The sequence below is a fragment of the Nonomuraea harbinensis genome (assembly GCF_019396385.1).
Classification (GTDB): Bacteria; Actinomycetota; Actinomycetes; order Streptosporangiales; family Streptosporangiaceae; genus Nonomuraea; species Nonomuraea ferruginea.
In genome coordinates this window covers 132,881-153,660 of the sequence record NZ_JAHKRN010000018.1, presented here as the reverse complement: position 1 = coordinate 153,660, position 20,780 = coordinate 132,881, and the positions used below count along the sequence as shown (strand labels likewise).

The 20,780-nt window shown below is 71.3% G+C and carries 20 protein-coding genes; 11 read left to right on the top strand and 9 right to left on the bottom strand.

Annotation, left to right across the window (positions count from 1 at the left end):
* Window positions 1-73 precede the first annotated feature (73 nt).
* The 3 genes from KME79_RS20425 to KME79_RS20415 are packed head-to-tail and all read left to right on the top strand — an operon-like array spanning window position 74 to window position 4,509.
* Entirely contained in the window at window positions 74-997 is a 924-nt protein-coding gene (locus KME79_RS20425; protein ID WP_219545775.1) for a carbohydrate ABC transporter permease, read from the top strand.
* Complete coding sequence (locus KME79_RS20420; protein ID WP_219545774.1) at window positions 994-1,824, top strand: carbohydrate ABC transporter permease; 831 nt, start codon at window positions 994-996, stop codon at window positions 1,822-1,824. Before KME79_RS20425 ends, KME79_RS20420 begins: the two co-directional genes overlap by 4 nt.
* 21 nt (window positions 1,825-1,845) lie before the next feature.
* A complete protein-coding gene (locus KME79_RS20415; protein WP_219545773.1) occupies window positions 1,846-4,509 on the top strand; it encodes a family 78 glycoside hydrolase catalytic domain in 2,664 nt (887 codons plus the stop codon).
* Window positions 4,510-4,563: 54 nt separating this feature from the next.
* On the opposite strand, the gene KME79_RS20410 is transcribed toward KME79_RS20415, so the two are convergent.
* Complete coding sequence (locus KME79_RS20410; RefSeq protein ID WP_219545772.1) at window positions 4,564-5,145, bottom strand: TetR family transcriptional regulator; 582 nt, start codon at window positions 5,143-5,145, stop codon at window positions 4,564-4,566.
* A gap of 118 nt (window positions 5,146-5,263) precedes the next feature.
* Here KME79_RS20410 and KME79_RS20405 point away from each other — a divergent pair, with 118 nt between their 5' ends.
* Window positions 5,264-6,823 (top strand): MDR family MFS transporter, encoded by a 1,560-nt coding sequence (locus KME79_RS20405; RefSeq protein WP_219545771.1) that lies wholly within the window; start codon window positions 5,264-5,266, stop codon window positions 6,821-6,823.
* A 112-nt stretch (window positions 6,824-6,935) separates the two neighbouring features.
* Here KME79_RS20405 and KME79_RS20400 read toward each other — a convergent pair whose 3' ends face one another.
* Genes KME79_RS20400 through KME79_RS20375 form a run of 6 tightly spaced genes read right to left on the bottom strand, consistent with a single transcriptional unit; the run spans window position 6,936 to window position 12,909 of the window.
* Entirely contained in the window at window positions 6,936-8,714 is a 1,779-nt protein-coding gene (locus tag KME79_RS20400; protein ID WP_219545770.1) for an ABC transporter substrate-binding protein, read from the bottom strand.
* Between the two features lie 14 nt (window positions 8,715-8,728).
* A complete protein-coding gene (locus KME79_RS20395; RefSeq protein WP_219545769.1) occupies window positions 8,729-9,004 on the bottom strand; it encodes a DUF2160 domain-containing protein in 276 nt (91 codons plus the stop codon).
* 3 nt (window positions 9,005-9,007) lie between these two features.
* Window positions 9,008-9,823: a carbohydrate ABC transporter permease gene (locus KME79_RS20390; protein WP_219545768.1), complete on the bottom strand. Its 816-nt coding sequence runs from the start codon at window positions 9,821-9,823 to the stop codon at window positions 9,008-9,010.
* Complete coding sequence (locus KME79_RS45020; RefSeq protein WP_219545767.1) at window positions 9,820-10,737, bottom strand: carbohydrate ABC transporter permease; 918 nt, start codon at window positions 10,735-10,737, stop codon at window positions 9,820-9,822. The genes KME79_RS20390 and KME79_RS45020 overlap by 4 nt, the downstream gene beginning before the upstream one ends.
* The gene (locus KME79_RS20380) at window positions 10,734-11,825 is read right to left on the bottom strand and encodes an ABC transporter ATP-binding protein (RefSeq protein ID WP_219545766.1); all 1,092 of its coding nucleotides are present in this window, start codon (window positions 11,823-11,825) and stop codon (window positions 10,734-10,736) included. The genes KME79_RS45020 and KME79_RS20380 overlap by 4 nt, the downstream gene beginning before the upstream one ends.
* The gene (locus KME79_RS20375) at window positions 11,818-12,909 is read right to left on the bottom strand and encodes an ABC transporter ATP-binding protein (RefSeq protein ID WP_219545765.1); all 1,092 of its coding nucleotides are present in this window, start codon (window positions 12,907-12,909) and stop codon (window positions 11,818-11,820) included. The genes KME79_RS20380 and KME79_RS20375 overlap by 8 nt, the downstream gene beginning before the upstream one ends.
* 230 nt (window positions 12,910-13,139) lie before the next feature.
* Between KME79_RS20375 and KME79_RS20370 the strand changes: the two genes are divergently transcribed.
* From KME79_RS20370 to KME79_RS20345, 7 genes are all read left to right on the top strand, one after another.
* On the top strand, window positions 13,140-13,343 hold the full coding sequence (locus KME79_RS20370) for a hypothetical protein (protein ID WP_148031364.1): 204 nt from the start codon (window positions 13,140-13,142) through the stop codon (window positions 13,341-13,343).
* A gap of 115 nt (window positions 13,344-13,458) precedes the next feature.
* Window positions 13,459-13,584 (top strand): hypothetical protein, encoded by a 126-nt coding sequence (locus KME79_RS46405; protein WP_261808515.1) that lies wholly within the window; start codon window positions 13,459-13,461, stop codon window positions 13,582-13,584.
* Window positions 13,585-14,190: a TIGR00645 family protein gene (locus KME79_RS20365; protein ID WP_148031365.1), complete on the top strand. Its 606-nt coding sequence runs from the start codon at window positions 13,585-13,587 to the stop codon at window positions 14,188-14,190.
* Complete coding sequence (locus KME79_RS20360) at window positions 14,187-14,408, top strand: hypothetical protein (protein ID WP_219545764.1); 222 nt, start codon at window positions 14,187-14,189, stop codon at window positions 14,406-14,408. The genes KME79_RS20365 and KME79_RS20360 overlap by 4 nt, the downstream gene beginning before the upstream one ends.
* A gap of 256 nt (window positions 14,409-14,664) precedes the next feature.
* On the top strand, window positions 14,665-16,356 hold the full coding sequence (locus KME79_RS20355) for an endo-1,4-beta-xylanase (RefSeq protein WP_308248988.1): 1,692 nt from the start codon (window positions 14,665-14,667) through the stop codon (window positions 16,354-16,356).
* Window positions 16,357-16,638: 282 nt separating this feature from the next.
* Entirely contained in the window at window positions 16,639-17,772 is a 1,134-nt protein-coding gene (locus tag KME79_RS20350; protein ID WP_219545763.1) for an alanine racemase, read from the top strand.
* A 52-nt stretch (window positions 17,773-17,824) separates the two neighbouring features.
* Window positions 17,825-19,048, top strand: coding sequence for an IucA/IucC family C-terminal-domain containing protein (locus KME79_RS20345; RefSeq protein ID WP_219545762.1), 1,224 nt, complete (start codon window positions 17,825-17,827; stop codon window positions 19,046-19,048).
* On the opposite strand, the gene KME79_RS20340 is transcribed toward KME79_RS20345, so the two are convergent.
* Window positions 19,049-20,275, bottom strand: a complete 1,227-nt coding sequence (locus KME79_RS20340; protein WP_219545761.1) for a serine hydrolase domain-containing protein — start codon at window positions 20,273-20,275, stop codon at window positions 19,049-19,051.
* 41 nt (window positions 20,276-20,316) lie between these two features.
* Window positions 20,317-20,772: a type II 3-dehydroquinate dehydratase gene (gene aroQ / locus KME79_RS20335; RefSeq protein WP_148031370.1), complete on the bottom strand. Its 456-nt coding sequence runs from the start codon at window positions 20,770-20,772 to the stop codon at window positions 20,317-20,319.
* Window positions 20,773-20,780: the final 8 nt, after the last annotated feature.

Here is a 20,780-nt window from a genome sequence, read left to right as displayed (position 1 = left end):
CCACGCCGGCGGAAGGCGCGGCCCAGTACGACAAGGACGTGGAGAAGCAGGCCAGGCAACTGGGGCTGGCCGGATGGTGACCTCGGCCCAGCCTCGCCGGGCGGCCGCTCCGGAGAGCGGCCGCCGCCCGGCCCGGCCCAGGGCCCGCGCGGTCTACCCGTACGCGTTCTACCTGCCGGCAGGGATCGTCTACACCGTCATCTTCCTGGTGCCGACGGTGATGGCGTTCTACTTCGCGCTGACCCGGTGGACGCTGTTCGACAGCGAGTTCGTCGGCCTGGACAACTTCCGCGACTTCTTCGCCGAGCAGAACCTGCGCGTCGGCTTCCGGAACACGATCGTCTACGCCGTGGTCACCAGCGGGCTGAAGGTGGTGCTCGGCCTGTTGCTGGGCGTGCTGCTCACCTCGAACCTGCGGCTGCGCGGCTTCCTGCGCTCGGTCGTGTTCTTCCCCGTGCTGGTCAGCACCGTCGCGGTCGGCATCACCTTCAGCGTCCTGCTCAAACCCGACACCGGCCTGGTCGACAAGGCGCTGGGCGTCGTCGGGATCTCCGGCCCCGACTGGCTCGGCGACGCCACGACCGCGCTGCTGTCGGTCGCGCTGGTCGACGTGTGGAAGGGGGTGGGCCTGGCCACCGTCATCTACATCGCGGGGATCATGTCGATCCCGCGCGACTACTACCAGGCGGTCGAGGTCGACGGGGGCGGCGCCTGGCACCGGTTCCGGCACGTGACGCTGCCGCTGTCCTGGCCCGCCACCTACTCGGTGATCATCCTGTCGTTCATCGGCGGCCTGCGCACCTTCGACCTGATCTGGACGATGACGCGGGGCGGTCCCGGCTTCACCAGCGACGTCATCGCCTCGATCATCTACAAGCAGTATCAGGCGGGCTTCTACGGCCTGGCCACGGCCGGGAACGTGATCCTGTTCCTCGCCGTCACCGCGATCGTGGTCCCGCTCGTCCGCCTGCTCGACCGCCGGGAGATCCACTCGTGAGGACAACCGTGCGCAGGATCGGCGCCGAGACGCTCGCGCTGGCGGTGGCCGCCGCCGTCTTCCTGGTGCCCTTCTCGTTCATGCTGCTCACCGCGGTCAAGGACGAGAAGCAGGCCGCCGACCTGGACTTCGCCTGGCCGACGAGCTGGCCCGTGGTGCGGAACCTGGTGGAGGTGATCTCCGCCCGCGACTACCTGCTGCTGACCGCGTACGTGAACAGCACCATCCTCACGGTCACCTCGGTCGCGCTGCTCGTGGTGTTCGCCTCCATGGCCGCGTTCGTGCTGCAGCGGCGGCCCGGCCGGGTGGCCGGCGTGGTCAACCTGCTCGTGCTGTCCGGGCTGATCATCCCGCCGGCCGTGGTGCCGACCATCTGGGTGCTGCAGGGGATAGGGCTGTTCAAGACGCTGCCTGGGCTCATCCTGGTCGAGGTCGCCTACAGCCTGTCGTTCGCGATGCTGCTCTACCGGGCGTTCATCGCCGCCATCCCGCGCGAGCTGGACGAGGCCGCGATGATCGACGGCTGCACCGGGATGGCGCTGTTCTTCCGGGTGATCTTCCCGTTGATGCGGCCGGTGACCATCACCGTGATCCTCACCACGTCCGTCGCCGTCTTCAACGACTTCGTCAACCCGCTCTACTTCCTGCCCGGCGACGAGAACGCCACCGTCCAGCTCACCCTCTACAACTTCCAGAGCCAGTACAGCACCCAGTGGAACCTGCTGTTCATGGACATCGTCCTGATCACGATCCCGCCGCTGCTGGCGTTCGTCTTCTTCAACCGCAAGATCGTGGCCGGGATGACCGCCGGCGCGATCAAGGGCTGACCCACTCGCACGAGGAGCACCATGACCCGAGCGTCCGGCATCACCGTCGACGCCCCCCGTTTCGAGCACCACCGCTTCGACCCGCACCGGCCGCCCCTCGGCATCGGTGAGTCCAGGCCACGCCTGACCTGGACCGTCACCGCCGCACCGCCGTCCTGGACGCAGGACGCGTACGAGATCGAGATCCGCACCGGCGGCGGCACCGCCAGCCACCTGGTGCGCTCGGCCGAGTCCCGGCTGGTGCCGTGGCCAGGCGAACCGCTCGGCTCCGCCGAACGCTGCGCCGTCCGCGTCCGGGTGCACGGCGGCGACCGGGCCGGCGACTGGAGCCCCTGGTCGGAGGCGGAGACCGGGCTGCTGACGGCGGACCGCTGGCAGGCCGCGGCCGCCGCGCCGCCGCCGTCGCTCACCGGCCCGCCCGACGGCCCGGCGCCGCTGCTGCGCCGCGGCTTCGACCTGCGCGAGCGGCCCGTGCGGGCCCGCCTGTACGTGACCGCGCACGGCCTGTACGAGGTCGAGATCAACGGCCAGGTCGTCGGCGACGACGTGCTCGCGCCCGGCTGGACCAGCTACGGCCACCGGCTCCGCTACCGCACCCACGACATCACGGCCCTGCTGCGGCCCGGCCCCAACGCGATCGGCGCGATGCTCGCCGACGGCTGGTACCGGGGCCGCGTCGGCTTCCTGGACGGCAGCACCAGCACGTACGGGACGCGCACCGCGCTCATCGCCCAGCTCGAACTCGGCTACGCCGACGGCGGCACCGAGACGCTCGTCACCGACGGCTCGTGGCGCGCCGCCCCCGGCCCGATCAGCGCGACCGGCCTGTACGACGGAGAGAAGCACGACGCCCGGCTGCTGCCCGGCGGCTGGTCGTCGCCCGGGTTCGACGACTCCGGCTGGCTGCCCGCGGAGGTGCTCGACCACGACCCCGCCCTCCTGGTGGCCCCCGACGGCCCGCCGGTGCGCCGGGTGGAGACGCTCGCCCCCGTCGCCACCCTGACCGGGCCGTCCGGCGAGACCATCCTCGACTTCGGCCAGAACATCTCGGGCCGGCTGCGCATCCGCGTGCAGGGTCCCGCCGGGCACACCGTCTCCCTGCGCCACGCCGAGGTCCTGGAGGACGGCGCGCCGGCCGTGCGCCCGCTGCGCGGCGCGGCCGCGCACGACACCTACACCCTGCGCGGCGGCGGGGCCGAGGAGTGGGAGCCGCGCTTCACCATCCACGGCTTCCGCTACGCCGAGGTGACCGGCTGGCCGGGGGAGATCCCGCCGGACGGCGTGGTCGCCGTCGTCTGCCACACCGACATGCGCCGCACCGGCTGGTTCGGCTGCTCGGACCCGCTGCTGGAGCGGCTGCACGAGAACGTGGTGTGGAGCATGCGCGGCAACTTCGTCGACATCCCCACCGACTGCCCGCAGCGCGACGAGCGGCTCGGCTGGACCGGCGACATCCAGGTGTTCGCCCCGGCCGCGGCGTTCCTGTACGACTGCGCGGGCCCGCTCGCCTCCTGGCTGCGCGACCTCGCCGCCGAGCAGGCCGAGCTGGGCACGGTCCCGCCCTACGTGCCGTGGGTGCAGGTGCAGTTCCCGCCGCTGCCGGCCGCCGCCTGGGGAGACGCGGCGGTCCTCGTGCCGTGGGTGCTGTACGAGCGCACCGGCGACCTGGAGCTGCTGCGGCGGCAGTATCCGAGCATGCGGGCCTGGGTGGACCAGGTCGCCGAACTGGCGGGGCCGGACCGGGTGTGGTCCGACGGGTTCCAGTTCGGCGACTGGCTCGACCCGTCCGCCCCGCCGGACGCGCCCGCCGACGGGCGCACCGACCCCTACCTGATCGCCACCGCCTACCACTTCTCCACCGCCTCCATCCTGGGACGGGTGGCCGGGCTGCTCGGCCACGACGACGACGCGGCCCGTCACGCCGCTCTGGCGGGGGAGGTGCGGGAGGCGTTCCGGCGGGAGTACGTCACGCCGTCGGGACGGCTGGTCGGCGACAGCCAGACGGCCTACGCGGTCGCCCTCCGCTTCGGACTGCTCGACGACGGCGGCGAGCGGGAGAGGGCCGGGCGGCGGCTGGCGGAGCTGGTCGCCAGGGACGGGTACCGGATCGGCACCGGGTTCGTCGGCACCCCGCTGGTCTGCGACGCCCTCGCGGAGACGGGCTCCCACGACGCGGCCTACCACCTGCTGACGCAGCGGGAGTGCCCGTCGTGGCTCTACCCGGTGACGATGGGGGCGACCACGATCTGGGAGAGGTGGGACAGCCTCCTGCCCGACGGGTCGGTCAACCCGGGGGAGATGACCTCGTTCAACCACTACGCGCTGGGGGCGGTGGCCGACTACCTGCACCGCGTGGTGGCCGGGCTGGCCCCGGCGGCGCCCGGCTACCGCCGCCTGCGGGTCGCGCCGCGGCCGGGCGGCGGCCTCACCCACGCCCGCGCCGCGCACGACACCCCGTACGGGCGGGCGGCGGTGTCGTGGCGGCGGGCGGGCACGGAGCTGACGGTCGAGGTGACGGTGCCGCCCGGCACGACGGCCGAGGTCGATCTGCCGGGGCGGGCCCCGGTGCAGGCCGGGCCCGGCGAGCACGTCTTCACCTGTGACTACCGCGCGGCGGATGACGACCCGCCGATCCCGGCCACGGCGGGCCCGTTCCCGCTCCCCGAACCCGTCGCGACGTCGTAGGTCACGAACGGGCGGGGCGCCACCGGCGTGGTGTCCCGCCCCTTCCTCGCTCCGTCAGGTGAAGGGCCTGGCCACCTCGTCCAGGATCTCCTCGCCGACCTCCAGCAGGGACCGGGCCTCCTCCTCCTCGATCCACTGGAAGGTCGCCAGGCGCAGCGCCCCGAGGAAGGCCGCCGCCATCACCCGCGGCCGTGCCGGGGCGCGCCGGTCGGCGATGGCCTGCGCCAGCTCGCGTTCGAGTGCGGCGTGGTTGGCGAGCTGGCGCGCCAGCAGCGCCGGATGCTTCTTGGCCAGCCGGGTGCGGATCGCCCACTCGCGGTCGGGGGTGCCGACCTCCTCGTACAGATCCAGGATCGTGGCCCGCATGGCCTGCCACGCGCTGTGGCCGGGAGGCTGCTCCTGCACCAGCGCCACCAGCCGGCGGAAGCGTTCCTCCTCCCCGTACAGGAGGGCGTCTTCCTTGCCGGCGAAGTAGTTGGAGAAGGTGCGGCGGGAGATGTTGGCGGCGTCGGCGATGGCCTCGACCGTCACGCCGTCGAAGCCGTGCTCGACGACGAGCCGCAGCGCCGCCTCGTGCACGGCCTGCCGGGTCTCGGCCTTCTTGCGCTCGCGCAGTCCCAGCGTCGTGGTGTCCATCTTGCGGTCACTCTACCCGCCGGGAATAGATGCGCAATGCGCAAACTTTCTCAATGGGAAGTAGAGTATCCGGTCGTCACCACGAGATCCGAAACGGAGGTCGCGCGTGAGCGCACCCATGACAGCACCTGCCGAGCCGATGACGCATCGGCAGGTGCTGAAAGCCCTCAGCGGGCTGCTGCTGGTCCTGTTCGTCGCCATGATCAGCGGCACGATCGTGTCGGTCGCGCTGCCCCAGATCATCGGCGCGCTGAAGGGCACCCAGTCGCAGTACACCTGGGTCGTCACCGCCTCCCTGCTGGCCGCCACCGCGTCGACGCCCATCTGGGGCCGGCTGGCCGACCTCTTCAGCAAGAAACTGCTGCTCCAGATCTCCATCGTGATCTTCATGGTGACCTCGCTGGCCTGCGGGTTCGCCCAGAACACCGAGCAGCTCATCGCCTTCCGGGCGCTGCAGGGGCTCGGCATGGGCGCGCTGCAGATCCTGGTCCAGGTCGTGATCGCCGCGATGATCAGCCCCAAGGAGCGCGGCCGCTACAACGGCTACCTCGGCGCCGTCATGGCCGTGGCCACCGTCGGCGGGCCGCTGCTCGGCGGGCTCATCGCCGACACCTCGTGGCTCGGCTGGCGCTGGTGCTTCTTCATCGCCGTGCCCTTCACCGTCGTCGCCCTGGGCCTGCTCCACAAGACGCTGCACGTCGCCACCGTCCGCCAGGACAACGTCAAGATCGACTACGCCGGGGCCACCCTCATCGCGGCCGGCGTGAGCGTGCTGCTCATCTGGATCACGTTCGTCGGCAACTCCTTCGACTGGCTGTCGTGGCAGACCGCGGCCATGGCCGGCGGCGGCGCCGTCCTCCTGGCGCTGGCCACCTGGGTGGAGACCAGGGCCGCCCAGCCCGTGGTGCCGCTGCACGTCATCCGCCGCCGCACCCCCGCCCTGGCCATCGTGGCCAGCCTCGCGGTCGGCATGGCCATGTTCGGCGGCTCGGTCTTCCTGGGCCAGTACTTCCAGATCGGCCGCGGCTACACCCCGACCGAGGCGGGCCTGCTCACCATCCCGATGATGGCGGGCGTGCTGGTCTCCTCCACGATCAGCGGCCGCATGGTCTCCAGGAGCGGCAAGATCAAGCCGTACATCGTGACCGGCTCGATCGTGCTCACCCTGGGCTTCCTGGTGCTGTCGACGATGGACCACCAGACCTCGCTGTACCTCATCGGCGCCGCCATGGTGCTGGTCGGCGTGGGCGTCGGCATGTCGATGCAGAACCTGGTGCTGGCCATCCAGAACACCGTCCCGCTGCGCGAACTCGGCGCGGCCAGCGGCGCCATCACGTTCTTCCGCTCGCTCGGCGGCACCATCGGCGTCTCGGTCCTCGGCGCCGTCCTCGCCAACCAGGTCGCCACCAGCATCAGCCAGGGGCTGGCCAAGGCCGGCATCCCGGCCTCGGCCAGCGGCGGCGCGGCCACCCTCGACATCGCCGCCCTGCCGGAGCCGATCAGGACGATCGTCCGATCCGCGTACGGGGACGCGACCGGTCACATCTTCCTCATCTCCGCAGGGCTCTCGGTCGTGGGCGTCATCGCCACCCTCTTCTTCAAGTCCGTCACCCTCCGCGACACCCTGGACCTCCCGGACCCCAAGCAGGCGGACGAGCACCCGGTCCCGGCCTCCTGACACCGATAGGTGCCATCGGAGTCGGTCACCTGGAGGAAGCGCTCGCTGATCGATGTCGCGCGGGCAGGAACCCCGCTGACAGTCGGGTTCGCCCACTCCACCAGCGCGCGCGTCAGTCCGCCTTCTTCCAGCGGGCGATCAGCTCGTCGTAGTCCAGGGTCTCCGGCTTGCCGCGCTCGTCCGGGAGCTTCGCCACGGGCGCGCCCGGCTGGTCGAACCAGTACCGCGCGTCCCTTTCCTGGTTCAGCTTGGGCGCGCACTGGCCGCCGTAGCCGCGGCGCTCCAGCCGGGACAGGATGTCGTCCTGCTGCTTGGCCAGGCTGTCCATCGACTGCTGCGGCGTGGTCTCGCCCGTGACGGCGGTGGCCACGTTCTGCCACCACAGCTGCGCCAGCCGCGGGTAGTCCGGCACGTTCGTCCCGGTCGGCGTCCACTGCACGCGCGCCGGGCCGCGGTAGAACTCGATCAGCCCGCCGTACTTCTCCGCGTTCTGCTCGAAGTACTCGCTGCGGATGTCGGTGTCGCGGATGAACGTCAGCCCGACGATCGACTTCTTCAGCGACACCGTCTTGGACGTGACGAACTGCGCGTACAGCCAGGCCGCCGCCCTGCGCTCGGCCGGGGTGCTCTTCAGCAGCGTCCACGAGCCGGCGTCCTGGTAGCCGAGCTTGTGGCCGTCCTTCCAGTACGCGCCGTGCGGGCTCGGCGCCATCCGCCACTTGGGCGTGCCGTCCTCGTTCACCACCGGCAGCCCCGGCTGGGTCAGGTCGGCGGTGAAGGCCGTGTACCAGAAGATCTGCTGGGCGATGTTGCCCTGCGCCGGCACCGGGCCCGCCTCGCTGAAGTTCATGCCCGCGGCCTCGCGCGGGGCGTACTTCTTCAGCCAGTCGACGTACTTGGTGAGCGCGTACACGGCGGCGGGCCCGTTCGTGTCGCCGCCGCGGCTGACGGACGAGCCGACCGGGCGGCAGTTCTCCACCCGGATGCCCCAGTCGTCCACCGGCAGCCCGTTCGGGATGCCCGGGTCGCCGTTGCCCGCCATCGACAGCCACGCGTCGGTGAACCGCCAGCCCAGCGACGGGTCCTTGCGCCCGTAGTCCATGTGGCCGTAGACCTTCTGGCCGTCGATCGTGCCGTCACCGTTCACCTTGCTGGTGAAGAAGTCGGCGATGTCCTCGTACGCGGCCCAGTTGACCGGCACCCCGAGTTCGTAGCCGTACGCGTCCCTGAACTGCTTCTTGATGGCCGGGTCGGTGAACCAGTCGTAGCGGAACCAGTACAGGTTCGCGAACTGCTGGTCGGGCAGCTGGTAGATCTTCTTGTCGGGCCCGGTGGTGAAGCTGATCCCGATGAAGTCCTCCAGGTCCAGCGTCGGCGAGGTGACCGCCTTGCCCTCCCCGGCGATGTAGTCCGACAGCGGCAGCACGTAGTCGCCGCGCGCGTGGGTGCCGATCAGGTCGGAGTCGTTGACGTAGGCGTCGTAGATGTTCTGGCCGCCCTGGATCTGCGTCTGCAGCTTCTCGATCACGTCGCCCTCCTGGATCAGGTCGTGCTTGAGCCTGATCCCGGTGATCTCGGAGAACGCCTTGGCGAGTTGCTGCGACTCGTACTCGTGGGTGGTGATCGTCTCCGACACCACGTTGATCTCCATGCCGCGGTACGGGGCCGCGGCCTTCATGAACCAGTCCATCTCGGCGAGCTGCTGCTCCTTGGAGAGCGTGCTCGGGGTGAACTCGGTGGACACCCACCGCTGGGCGGCCGCCTTGGCGTCGGCCTCCCTGAACTCGCCGCCGCCTGCCGAGCCGCCGCCCTGCGAGCAGCCCGTGGCCAGCAGGACGAGCACGGCCGCGCAGATCGTGCTCCTCTTGGGGATCTTCCTGCCGAACGGCATCGCCGCCTCCTTAGTCAGCCCCACATCCCGATCGCCAGCACCACCAGGAACGCCACCGCCAGCGCCAGCCACATGGACAGATCGGTGACGGCGATCCACCCGGCGAGCACGGCGGCCGCGCTGATCAGGCCGATGTACAGCCGGTCCCCCCGATCGGTCTCGATGCGCAGGAACCCCCGCCGCGACACCGGCGGCGAGATCCTCGCCCAGATCGCCATCCCGCACAGCAGCAGGCCGAGGCCGACGAAGACGGCGGCGGTGGGCCCGGTCCACACCATCCAGTCGGGCATCGGCTATACCCTCCCCAGACTGAAACCCTTGGCGATGTAGTTGCGGACGAACCAGATGACGATCGCGCCCGGCACGATCGTCAGCACCCCGGCCGCCGCGAGCAGCCCCCAGTCGACGCCCGCCGCGCTCACCGTGCGAGTCATGGTGGCGGCGATCGGCTTGGCGTTCACCGACGTGATCGTGCGCGCGATGAGCAGCTCGACCCAGCTGAACATGAAGCAGAAGAACAGCGTGACGCCGATCGCCGACCGGATCATCGGCAGGAAGATCCTGACGAAGAACCGGGGCAGCGAGTAGCCGTCGATCGCGGCCGTCTCGTCGATCTCGCGCGGGATCCCGGACATGAAGCCCTCCAGGATCCACACCGCGAGCGGCACGTTGAACAGCATGTGCGCGATGGCCACGCCCAGATGGGTGTCGAACAGCCCGACCGCCTGGTAGATCTGGAAGAACGGCAGCAGGAACACCGCGGGCGGCGCCATCCTGTTCGTCAGCAGCCAGAAGAACAGGTGCTTGTCCCCGGCGAACCTGAACCGGGAGAACGCGTACGCGGCCGGCAGCGCGATGACGAGCGACATGACCGCGTTCATGGACGTGTAGACGATCGAGTTGAGATAGCTGGAGTACCACACCGGGTCGGTGAAGAACGTGACGTAGTTGTCGAACGTCACCCGCTCCGGGATGAGCCGGAAGCTGCCGAGGATGTCCTGGTTCGGGCGGATCGACATGCCGAACATCCACAGCAGCGGGAGCATCAGCGTGATCCCGTACAGCCAGAACACCGTCCGCGCCCACGGCAGCCTCCGCACCGTGCTCACCTCCCGGTCCTGGTCAGCACGGTGAAGAACACGTAGCAGACGATCTGCACGGCCAGGAAGTACAGCAGCGAGAACGCCCCCGCCGGCCCCAGGTCGAACTGCCCGACCGCGATCTTCGACAGCAGGACGCTGAGGAAAGAGGTCGCGTTCCCCGGCCCGCCCCCGGTCACCACGAACGGCTCGGTGTAGATCATGAAGCTGTCCATGAACCGCAGCAGGATCGCGATCGTCAGCACCCCGCGCAGCCGCGGCAGCTGGATGTGCCGGAACGTCGCCCACGCCGACGCGCCGTCGATCTGCGCCGCCTGGAAGTACGGGTCGGGGATCGACCGCAGCCCCGCGTACGCCAGCAGCGCCACCAGCGGCGTCCAGTGCCACACGTCCATGACGAGCACGGTGATCCACGCGTCGCCGGCGTCCAGCGTGTAGTTGTAGTCCAGGCCGAGCACGTTGTTGACGGCCCAGCCGCCGAGCCCGATGTCCGGCCGGGCGAAGATCTGCCAGATCGTGCCCACCACGTTCCACGGGATGAGCAGCGGCAGCGCGACCAGCACCAGCGCCGCCGGCACGCCGAGGCCGCGACGCGGCATCACCACCGCCACCGCCACGCCCAGCGGGATCTCCAGCAGCAGCACCTGCGCCGAGAACAGCAGCGTGCGGACGAACGCGGCCCGCACCTCAGGGTCGCGCGCCACCGACCGGAACCACTCCAGGCCGACGAAGAGCCGGTCGTCCGGGCTGAAGATGTCCTGCACCGAGTAGTTCACGACCGTCATCAGCGGGATGACGGCGGTGAACGCGACCGACACCACCACCGGCAGCACCAGGAACCAGGCCCGGTTGGCGCGCCGCTTGCCCTGGGCCCGGTCCTCGGCGGCCGGCTCCGTCCGCCGCGAGGGGAGGGTGGCCGTCACGGGGCACTCCCCGCCAGCGGCTCGACCACCCCGCACCGGACCGCGTCCCTGAACAGGAACGCCCGGCCCTCCGCGAAACGCAGGAACGTCACGGAGCCCGGCTCGCGCACGGCCGCCGCGTCCGTGCGGGCGACCAGCGGGTGCCCGTTCACCTGGGCGTGCACCAGGTCGTACGCGCCCATCCGGTCGATCCCGGTCACCCGGGCGGCGATACCGGGTGGCGCCTCCTCACTTGTGAGCCGCACGAACTCCGGCCGCACCCCGATCCGCACCGGCCCCGGCGGCAGGTCGCCGGACGCCCGGCCGACCGCGGCGTCGCCCACCAGCACCAGCCCGCCGGCCACCGACCCGTCCAGCACGTTCATGCCGGGCGAGCCGATGAAATGGCCGACGAACTCGTGCGCGGGCGACAGGAACAGCTCGCCCGGCTCGCCGGCCTGCACGATCTCGCCGTCGTTGAGCACCACCACCTCGTCGGCGAACGTCAGCGCCTCCGTCTGGTCGTGGGTGACGTAGACCAGCGTGTGCCCGGTGTCGCGGTGGATCTCCTTGAGCTTGCTGCGCAGCGTCCACTTCATGGCCGGGTCCACCACGGTCAGCGGCTCGTCCAGCAGCACCGCGGCCACCTCCGGGCGGACCAGGCCGCGGCCCAGCGCCACGATCTGCTGGCGGCCCGCGTCCAGCCGCCGCGACCGGCGGCGCAGGTGCTCGTCCAGCCCGAGCAGGCCCGACACCCGGCGCACCCGCCGGTCCACCTCCTGCTTCGGGTACCCGCGGTTGCGCAGCGGGAAGGCCAGGTTGTCGTAGACCGACATCTGGTCGTACAGCACCGGGAACTGGAAGACCTGCGCGATGTTCCGCCCCGCCGGCGGCACCCCGGTCACCTCGCGGTCGTCGAACCAGATCCGTCCCCGCGTCGGCGTCAGCAGCCCGCTGACGATGTTGAGCAGCGTCGTCTTGCCGCACCCGCTCGGCCCGAGCAGCGCGTACGCCCGGCCGGTCCGCCAGGTCCACGTCATCGGCTTCAGCGCCCACGTGCCGCCGCCGTCGTAACTGTGCGCCACGCCTTCCAGGCGGATCTCAGCCATGCGGGCGGACCTCCGCCCCCAGCGGGGCATGCAGCCGCGCGCCGTCCTCGCCGAACACGAACACCCGCGCCGGATCCACGTACGCCACCGCCGGCTCTCCCGGCTCGTACGGGTGCGTGCCCGCCAGATGCGCCACCAGGTGCGTCCCGCCCTCCAGCAGCAGGTGGACGAACGTGGCGCTGCCCGTCACCTCCGCCAGCCTGATCTCGGCCGGGAACTCCAGCATCCCGGGGCCGGCCCGTTCGATGCCCACCTGGTGCGGGCGCACCGCCACCACCACCCGCCGGTCCGGCCCGGTCAGGCCCGGCGCGGGGAACGAGGCGCCCAGGCACTCGATCCGGCCGTCGCGCACCAGGCCGGGCAGCAGGTTCAGCGGCGGGTCGCTGAGCGTCGCGGCCACCTCCAGCGTCGGCGGCCCGGCGTACAGGTCCGCCGGATCGCCCCGGTGCCGCACCCGGCCCTCGCCCAGCACCACCGCGGGCGCGGCGAAGGACAGTGCCTCGTTCGGGTCCGCCGTCGCGTACAGCACCACGCCGGGGGAGTCCCTGAACATCCGCTTGAGGTCGGCGCGTAACTGCTCGCGCAGCTTGAAGTCCAGGTTGGCGAGCGGCTCGTCGAGCAGCAGCACGTCCACCGGCCGGGCCAGGGCCCTGGCGATCGCGGTGCGCTGCTGCTGGCCGCCCGACAGCTCGCCGGGACGGCGGCCGAGCAGCTCGCCGATGCCCATCAGCTCCGCGACCTCGCGCACCCGCCGGTCCACCTCGCCTTTGGGGAACTCCGCGGCCAGGCGCAGCGGGGAGGCGATGTTCTCGTAGACGGTCAGCGACGGGTAGTTGATGAACTGCTGGTAGACGAAGGCCACCGACCGCTTGCGCACCGACACGCCGGTGACGTCCTCGCCGTTGACCACCACCCGCCCGGCGTCCGGCGGCAGCAGCCCGGCCACCACCCGCATCAGCGTGGTCTTCCCCGCGGTCATCGGCCCGAGGAGCGTCGTCATGCCACCGGATGACTCCAGGTGGATGTCGTCGAGCCAGATCTCCCCGCGCCGGCGTACGGAGACGCCATCGATGACGAGCGTCACTGTGCCCGGTCCTTCCCGGAACAGGTGTCAGCTACCGCGACGATCGAGACTTTTCACCTCTAGTTAACATGATCCACAACCTCGTGCAAAGGCCGGATTTTGTGGTGCGAAGCGGGATTTATCCGGCGGGAAGATGAGAATCCACAGGCATCTCTTGTACGCAGAGTTACTTTGTGATTACGGTGGGTAGCAATCCCGGGGTGACCCGATTACCCGCCCAAGGAGGGCACATGCGACCCACCACCCGCTCGCTGACGGCCGCCACGCTCGTGGCCGCCGGCCTGCTCGCCGCTACCCCCGCCCACGCCGTCGTCGACCCGGTCGCGGTCTCGCTCTGTCTGGCCGAGAGCGCCGCCGGTGCGACCAGTCTCGTCGACCCCAGCTCGCCGGGCATTCCGGCCGAGCTCCCCGCCGTCCACTGCCTGGCTCCCTGACACCTTCCCCCAGGCCGGTGGCGAGGGCGGCGCGGTCTCCAGCCGCGCCGCCCGGACGGATCCCCCGGTCCCCGCCCCCGCGCGCGTCCCCCCACCCATGAACGAAGGAGCTGCGATGTCCGACCGAGCCCTGGCCGCCGCCCTCGCCGCGGCGGCGATCGTCCTGCCGCCTCATATCGGCGGCGAACCGATCGCCCGCCTGGAGGCCGTGGTCCAGCACGTGAACATCCTCACGTCCTAGATGTATCCGCAGCTGCGCACCCTTCCCGCCCGGCGGCGCGCCGCCAGCCGGCTCGGCTATGTGATGTTCCTGAGCCGCTGGATCCAGGCGCCGCTCTACTTCGGCCTCATCGCCGCTCAGGTGGTCTACGTGTGGCGGTTCATGGCCGAGCTCGTGCATCTCGTCCATCTGGGATTCACCGGCCATCCGGCCGAGACCACCGTCATGCTCATCGTGCTCGGCCTGGTCGACGTGGTGATGATCTCCAACCTGCTGATCATGGTGATCGTCGGCGGCTACGAGACGTTCGTCTCGCGGCTGCGCATCGAGGGCCACCCCGACCAGCCGCAGTGGCTCTCCCACGTCAACGCCAACGTGCTCAAGGTCAAGCTCGCGATGGCCATCATCGGCATCTCGTCCATCCACCTCCTCCAGATCTTCATCAACGCGGCCAGACCGGCCGTCACCGACAGGGAGCTGCTTTGGAAGACACTGATCCACCTGACCTTCATCGCCTCGGCGGTGGCGCTCGCGCTGATCGACCGGATCATGCAGAGCAGCCGCCACCGCTCCGACCAGACGGCCGGTCCCGCCGGCGCCTCGCCGTCACGGGTCTCGGCGGCGTGATCGCCGGCCTGGTGTGCACCGCCGCCCCCGCCGCCGCCGAGGCTCCCGAGACCGCCAAGCCCGCCTCCTCCCTGATCGGCGATGTGATCATCTTCAACGACGAGATCGTCGAGCCGGTCTCCGCGCCGGTCAGCACCTGCGGGGCCGCGCTGAAGCTGCTCAGCACGGGCACCAGCACCTGCGCCGACGCCTCCCGGGTGTCGGACGACGACGCCTGACGAGGGCCCACCAGACCGTGCCCGCCCCTCATCTCCCCCAGCGGGGGCGGGCACGCCATCATGAGAGCAGGCGCATCGTTCGATGAAAGTTTCACGAGATTGCCGATAATTTCAGCTCTCCACCTGCTCTAACAGCAGCGTGCGCGCGCGGGCATTGACCCTGTCTCCTGCCTGTCCCTACCGTCCCGGCAGGGATCCCGAAGACGCCGAAAGATTTCGGGACCGGATCTTGGCAAGCTTCCGGAGGTAGGTGCTCGTGCTTTCGTCAACCCCCATCAGACCCGGCAGCCGGCCCAGGACGCTCGCGGCGGCGGCCCTGCTCGGGCTGCTCGCCGTGTTCTTCCTGCCGGCCGGCCCCGCCGACGCCTCGGCCCCACTGCGCCAGCACGCCGCGGCGCGGGGCAAGTTCATCGGCACCGCGCTCGCCACCGGACCGCTGTCGAACGAGACCCAGTACCGGAACATCGCGGCGACCGAGTTCAACCAGATCACCGCCGAGAACGCGATGAAGTGGGACGCCACCGAGCCCAACCAGGGCCAGTTCAACTTCTCCGGCGCCGACACCATCGTCAACTTCGCCACCCAGAACAACCAGCAGGTGCACGGCCACACCCTCGTCTGGCACAACCAGACCCCCGGCTGGGTGCAGGGCCTGGGCGCCACCGCCATGCGCTCGGCCATGCAGAACCACATCAGCCAGGTCGTCGGCCGCTACGCGAATAACGCCGCCGTCGTCTCCTGGGACGTGGTGAACGAGGTCTTCGAAGAGAACGGCAACCTGCGCTCGTCGTTCTGGTACAACACGCTGGGCCAGAGCTACATCGCCGACGCCTTCCGCTACGCCCGCGCCGCCGACCCGGACGCCCGGCTGTGCATCAACGACTACAACGTCGAGGGCATCAACGCCAAGAGCACCGCCATGTACAACCTGGTGCGCTCGCTGCGCGAGCAGAACGTGCCCGTCGACTGCGTCGGCTTCCAGAGCCACCTGGCGATCCAGTACGGCTTCCCGAGCGACCTCCGGCAGAACCTGGAGCGCTTCGCCGCCCTCGGCGTCCAGGTCCGCATCACCGAGGTGGACGTCCGCATGCAGATGCCCCGCAGCTCCAGCAAGGACACCACCCAGGCCAACTACTACCGGGACGTGATCCAGGCCTGCCTGGCCGTGAACGCCTGCGCCGGCGTCACCATCTGGGGCTTCACGGACAGGCACTCGTGGGTGCCCGACACGTTCTCCGGCGAGGGCGCCGCGCTCATCTACGACGAGAACTACCAGCAGAAGCCGTCCTACACCGCCGTCCACAACGCACTCGACGGCGGCACCCCCTCCGACACCACCCCGCCCACCACCCCGGGCACCCCGGTCGCCTCCAACGTCACCGGCAGCTCGGCCACGCTGACCTGGTCGGCCTCCACCGACTCCGGCGGCAGCGGCCTGGCGGGCTACAACGTCTACCGCGAGCAGGGCACCACGGACCCGCAGCTCGGCCAGTCGTCCACCAACTCGATCAACCTGACCGGGCTGTCCGCCGACACCCAATACCAGGTGTACGTGCGAGCACGTGACGGCGCCGGCAACCTGTCCAGCCCGTCCAGCGCGGTCACCTTCACCACCACCGGCGGCGGCGGCCCGAGCGGCCCCTGCACCGCCACCGGCACCGTCCAGACCCAGTGGGGCAACGGGTACGTCATCCAGCCCGTCACCGTGACCAACAGCGGATCGTCGGCCATCAACGGCTGGACCGTCACCTTCACCCTCCCCGCCGGCCACAGCGTCACCGGCTCCTGGAACGCCACCCTCACCACCAGCGGCCAGACCGTCACCGCCAAGAGCATGGGCTACAACGGCAACCTCGGCCCGAGCGCCAGCACCTCGTTCGGCTTCCAGGTCAGCCGGCCCAACGGCAACACCCAGACGGTGTCCGGCTACACCTGCGCCTCACCGTGAGATCCCCGCGCGGGTTCGAGGGAGGCACGGCGAGCGCCGAGGAGCCCGCGCGGTCACCCCTCTGACCCTCCGCCCCCGTTCCGTTCCTCCGTCCCCGCGACTGCCTCGACGGGGCGGAGGAACGGAACCACCCCGTCCCGCCGCCCCGTCCCGTCCGGGACACCCCTCTCCGGTACGCGACGGGGGCCGGCGGGACGGGGTTTCCGTCCGTCCCGCCCCGGCGCGCGGACCATGATCCCTCTGCCGTACCGTCTGCTCCAGGGGACGAGAGGGGGAGCGCCGATGGTGACGGAGCCCGTGCGGGCGGAGGCGCTGCGGCTGGCCGGCGGGGGAGACCTGCCCGCCTACGTGTACGACCTGCCGGCGCTGCGTGCGCACGCCGCCGGAGTGCGCGGCGCGCTGGCCGGGACCGCCGAACTCTACTACGCCGTCAAGGCCAACCCGGCCGCCGAGATCCTGCGCGCGCTCGTCCCGTACGTGGACGGCTTCGAGGTGGCCTCCGGCGGCGAGCTGGCGCACGTGCGCGAGGTCGCCCCTGACCTGCCGATCGCCTTCAGCGGACCCGGCAAGACCGACGCCGAGCTGGCCCTGGCCCTGACGCCCGGCGTGCACCGGCTGCACGTGGAGAGCCCCCGCGAGCTGGCCCGCCTGATAGCCCTCGGCGCCCCGGCGGACGTGCTGCTGCGCGCCAACCCGGACCTGCCCGGCGAGGACACCCGGCAGGCCGCCGCCAGCCCGTTCGGCATGGACCAGGACGGCCTGGCCGCCTGCCTGCCGCTGCTGGCCGCCGCCCCGCACATCCGGGTGCGCGGCCTGCACACCCACCTGACCTGGGCCCAGCACGACGCCCCCGCCATGGCCGCTCTGGCCCGCCGGGTGACGTCCTGGGCGCTGCCCTGGCTCCGCGCACACCTGCCCGGCCTCACCGAGCCGGAGCTGGACCTCGGCGGCGGCATGGGCGTCGACTACCGGGCGCCGGACCAGGTGTTCGCCTGGAAGGCGTACGCCGCCGCCCTGCCCGCCACCGGGACGCGGCTCCGGGTCGAACCCGGCCGGTCGCTCACCGCGTACCACGGCTGGTACGTCACCGACGTGCTCGACGTCAAGCGCAACCACGGCCGCGACTACGCCGTCCTGCGCGGCGGCACCCACCACCTGCGCACCCCCGTCGCCCGCGGCCACGACCAGCCGTTCACCGTCCTGCACCGGGCGGTCGCCGGCCCCGCGCTCACCGGCCCGGCGACCCTGGTCGGCCAGCTCTGCACGCCCAGGGACGTGCTCGCCCGCGACGTCCCGGTGACCGGGCTGCGGCCGGGCGACCTCGTGGTGTTCGAGCTGGCCGGTGCGTACGCCTGGAACCTGTCCCACCACGAGTTCCTCATGCACCCCCCGCCGCGCTTCCGCTACCTCGACTGAGACCGTGCCGGGCCGGGTATCTACCGGCTCTCCTACCAAGGAACGGGTGCGAATGATCTTTGACGACCGGCGGGAACCGTTGCGGGTGTGGCAGTACGCCGAACGGTATCTGGGCGCGGGCACCCGCGCCTACAGTCGTTTCTCCGCGGACCTGGAGATCTCCGAGCCGTACCATCCGCAGCTCGGCCTCGACCGGTTCGCGGTGCCGACCTTCCGCGTGCCGCCCGCGCGGGGGACCTTCCTGCGCAACGCGCTGGAGTCCACCACGGTCAAGCTCTACCGGGGCGGCGACGGGTTCCTGCTGCCCGTGCACCCCGAGACGCTCGCCTTCGCCGGCCTGCCCGACCGGGACGCGCTCACCGAACGCGGGCCCGACCTGACCGTGGTGCCGTCGGCCAACGCCCGCACCGTGTTCGTCGAGCGCATCGGCGACGAGCCGGTGGAGCCGCACTTCGTCAAGCTCCACTACCCCCGGCGGCTGTCGCGCTTCACCCGGCGGCTGCGGCGGCCGATCATCTCGGTGCAGCTCTGGGCGGCCGAGGAGCTGTCGGCGGCCGGGCTGCCGGTCCTCCCCGAGGTCGCCGCCGGAGTCCTGGGCGCCGACCCGGCCGAGGCCTGGGGCTTCCTGATCCGTGAGATCCGCCCCCACCTGCTCCCCGGCCCGGCCCGGGGGACCCCGCGGTTCACCGTGCCGCTGTTCGCGCTGTACGGGCAGGACGTGCGCGGCCCCGACGACCCGCCGCTCATGGCGCAGCTCGCCGCCCGCAGCGGCGAGGACCCCACCGGCTGGCTGGCGAGCCGGGTCGTCGCCCCCATGGTGCGCCTCTGGCTGCGCGCCGTCTCCGCCACGGGCTGCGTACCGGAGCCGCACGGCCAGAACACGCTGTTCGCGTTCGACCCGGACGGCCGCCGCACCGCGATCCTGTACCGCGACTGCGGCGTCTACATCGACCCCGCCACCCGCGCCGAGCGCGGCCTGACCCGCGACCTGCCGCCCGTGAACGTCATCTCCCGCGACGTCGAGCAGCCGCGCGAGCGCGTCTTCAGCCTCACCTACGACAGCTTCATGGGCCACCACGCGCTCGAACGCCTCGCCAGGGTCGCCGCGGACACCCTCGGCGTGGACCCGGAGCACCTGCGGCGCGCCGCGCGGGAGGAGTTCGCCGCCGGGCCGCGCGTCGGCCTGCCGCCCACCGTCCACTACTACGAGGACCGCCTGCACGCCGACGGCCGGTGGAACCTCGTCGACACCGGCGAGCCCCCCGCCTGGCGCTAGCTACAGCAGCGCCTGGTAGACGAGCTGCCGCAGCCTGCTCCTGATCGGATGGGTGTCCGAGGGGAGGAGCTGGGTCATGAAGACGACCGTCAGCTCCTCCGCCGGGTCCACCCAGAACGCGGTGCTCGCCGCCCCGCCCCAGCTGAACTCGCCCGCCGAGCTCAGCGTCCGGTGCCGGGCGGCGTCCCGCACCACCGCGAACCCGAGCCCGAACCCGACCCCCGCGTACGGCACCTCGGCGAACACCGGCCGCCCGAACTCCTCCAGGTCGGCCCCGCCCGGCAGGTGGTTGCGCGTCATGTAGGCGACGGTGCGCGGGCCGAGCAGCCGCACCCCGTCCAGCTCGCCGCCGCGCAGCAGCATCTGGGTGAACCGGTGGTAGTCGCCCGCCGTCGAGATCAGCCCGCCGCCGCCCGACAGGAACGACGGCCGCCGCAGCTCCGCGCCCCGCGTGTCCATGGGCACGGCCCTGCGGTGGCGGTCCGCCGAGTAGAGCGTGGCCATCCGCCCCGCCCGCTCACCGTCGATCCAGAACCCGGTGTCGTCCATGCCCAGCGGCCGGAAGATCCGCTCGCTCAGGAACTCGTCCAGCGGCCGGCCCGACACCACCTCGACCAGCCGGCCCAGCACGTCGGTGGCCACCGAGTAGTTCCACTGCGTGCCCGGCTCGAACAGCAGCGGCAGCTCCGCCCACCGGTCGACCGCCTCGGCCAGGCCCATCCCGCGCGGCGCTCCCCGGTCGAACCCGGCCCGCCGGTAGAGCTCGTCCACGACGCTCACGTGCTGGAACCCGTACACCAGGCCCGAGGTGTGGGTGAGCAGATGCCACACCCGCACCGGCTCCGCCGCCGGCCGGGTGACGGGGGAGAAGGCCGGCCCCTTCTCGTACACGCGCACGTCCGCGAACGCCGGGAGGTGGCGGCTGACCGGGTCGGTCAGCTCCAGCAGCCCCTCCTCGTACAGCATCATCACCGCGACCGAGGTGATCGGCTTGGACATGGAGTAGATCCGGAACAGCGTGTCCGGCTCCACCGGGGCGCCCGACGCGACGTCGCGCGACCCGTACGCGGACAGGTGGGCGATCTCGCCGCGCCGGCTCACCAGCGCCAGCCAGCCGGGCAGCCGCCCGTCGTCCACGTACGGGGCGAAATGGGCGTCGATCCGCCGGAGGCGGGCGGAGTCGAAGCCGACGTCCTCCGGGTCGCAGGTCACCTTCAGCTCGCCCACCGCGCCTCCTCCGGAGCCCGGAACAAATCTAGAACAGGATTCTAGGCCGGTCGCGCGGCGTTGTGCAGCCCTCTGATCGCCAGCACGTACCCGTACACCCCGAAACCGACCACGATCCCTCTGGCCACCGGCGAGATGTAGGAGTGGTGCCGGAACGGCTCGCGGCGGTGCACGTTGGAGATGTGCAGCTCGATCACCGGCAGCTCCACGCCCTCGATCGCGTCGTGCAGCGCGACCGAGGTGTGGGTGTAGGCGCCGGGGTTCAGCACCGCGCCGACGGCCTGGCCGGCCTTGACCGCGGCGCCCGCCTCCTGGATCCAGTCGATGAGCTGGCCCTCGTGGTTGGACTGCCCGAAGACCAGCTCCAGGCCGAGCGCCTCGGCCTCCTCCCGGCACATCGTCTCGACGTCGGACAGGGTCGTGGTCCCGTACACCTCCGGCTTGCGGGTGCCGAGCAGGTTGAGGTTCGGGCCGTTGAACACGTAGACGGATGTCATCCGACTGA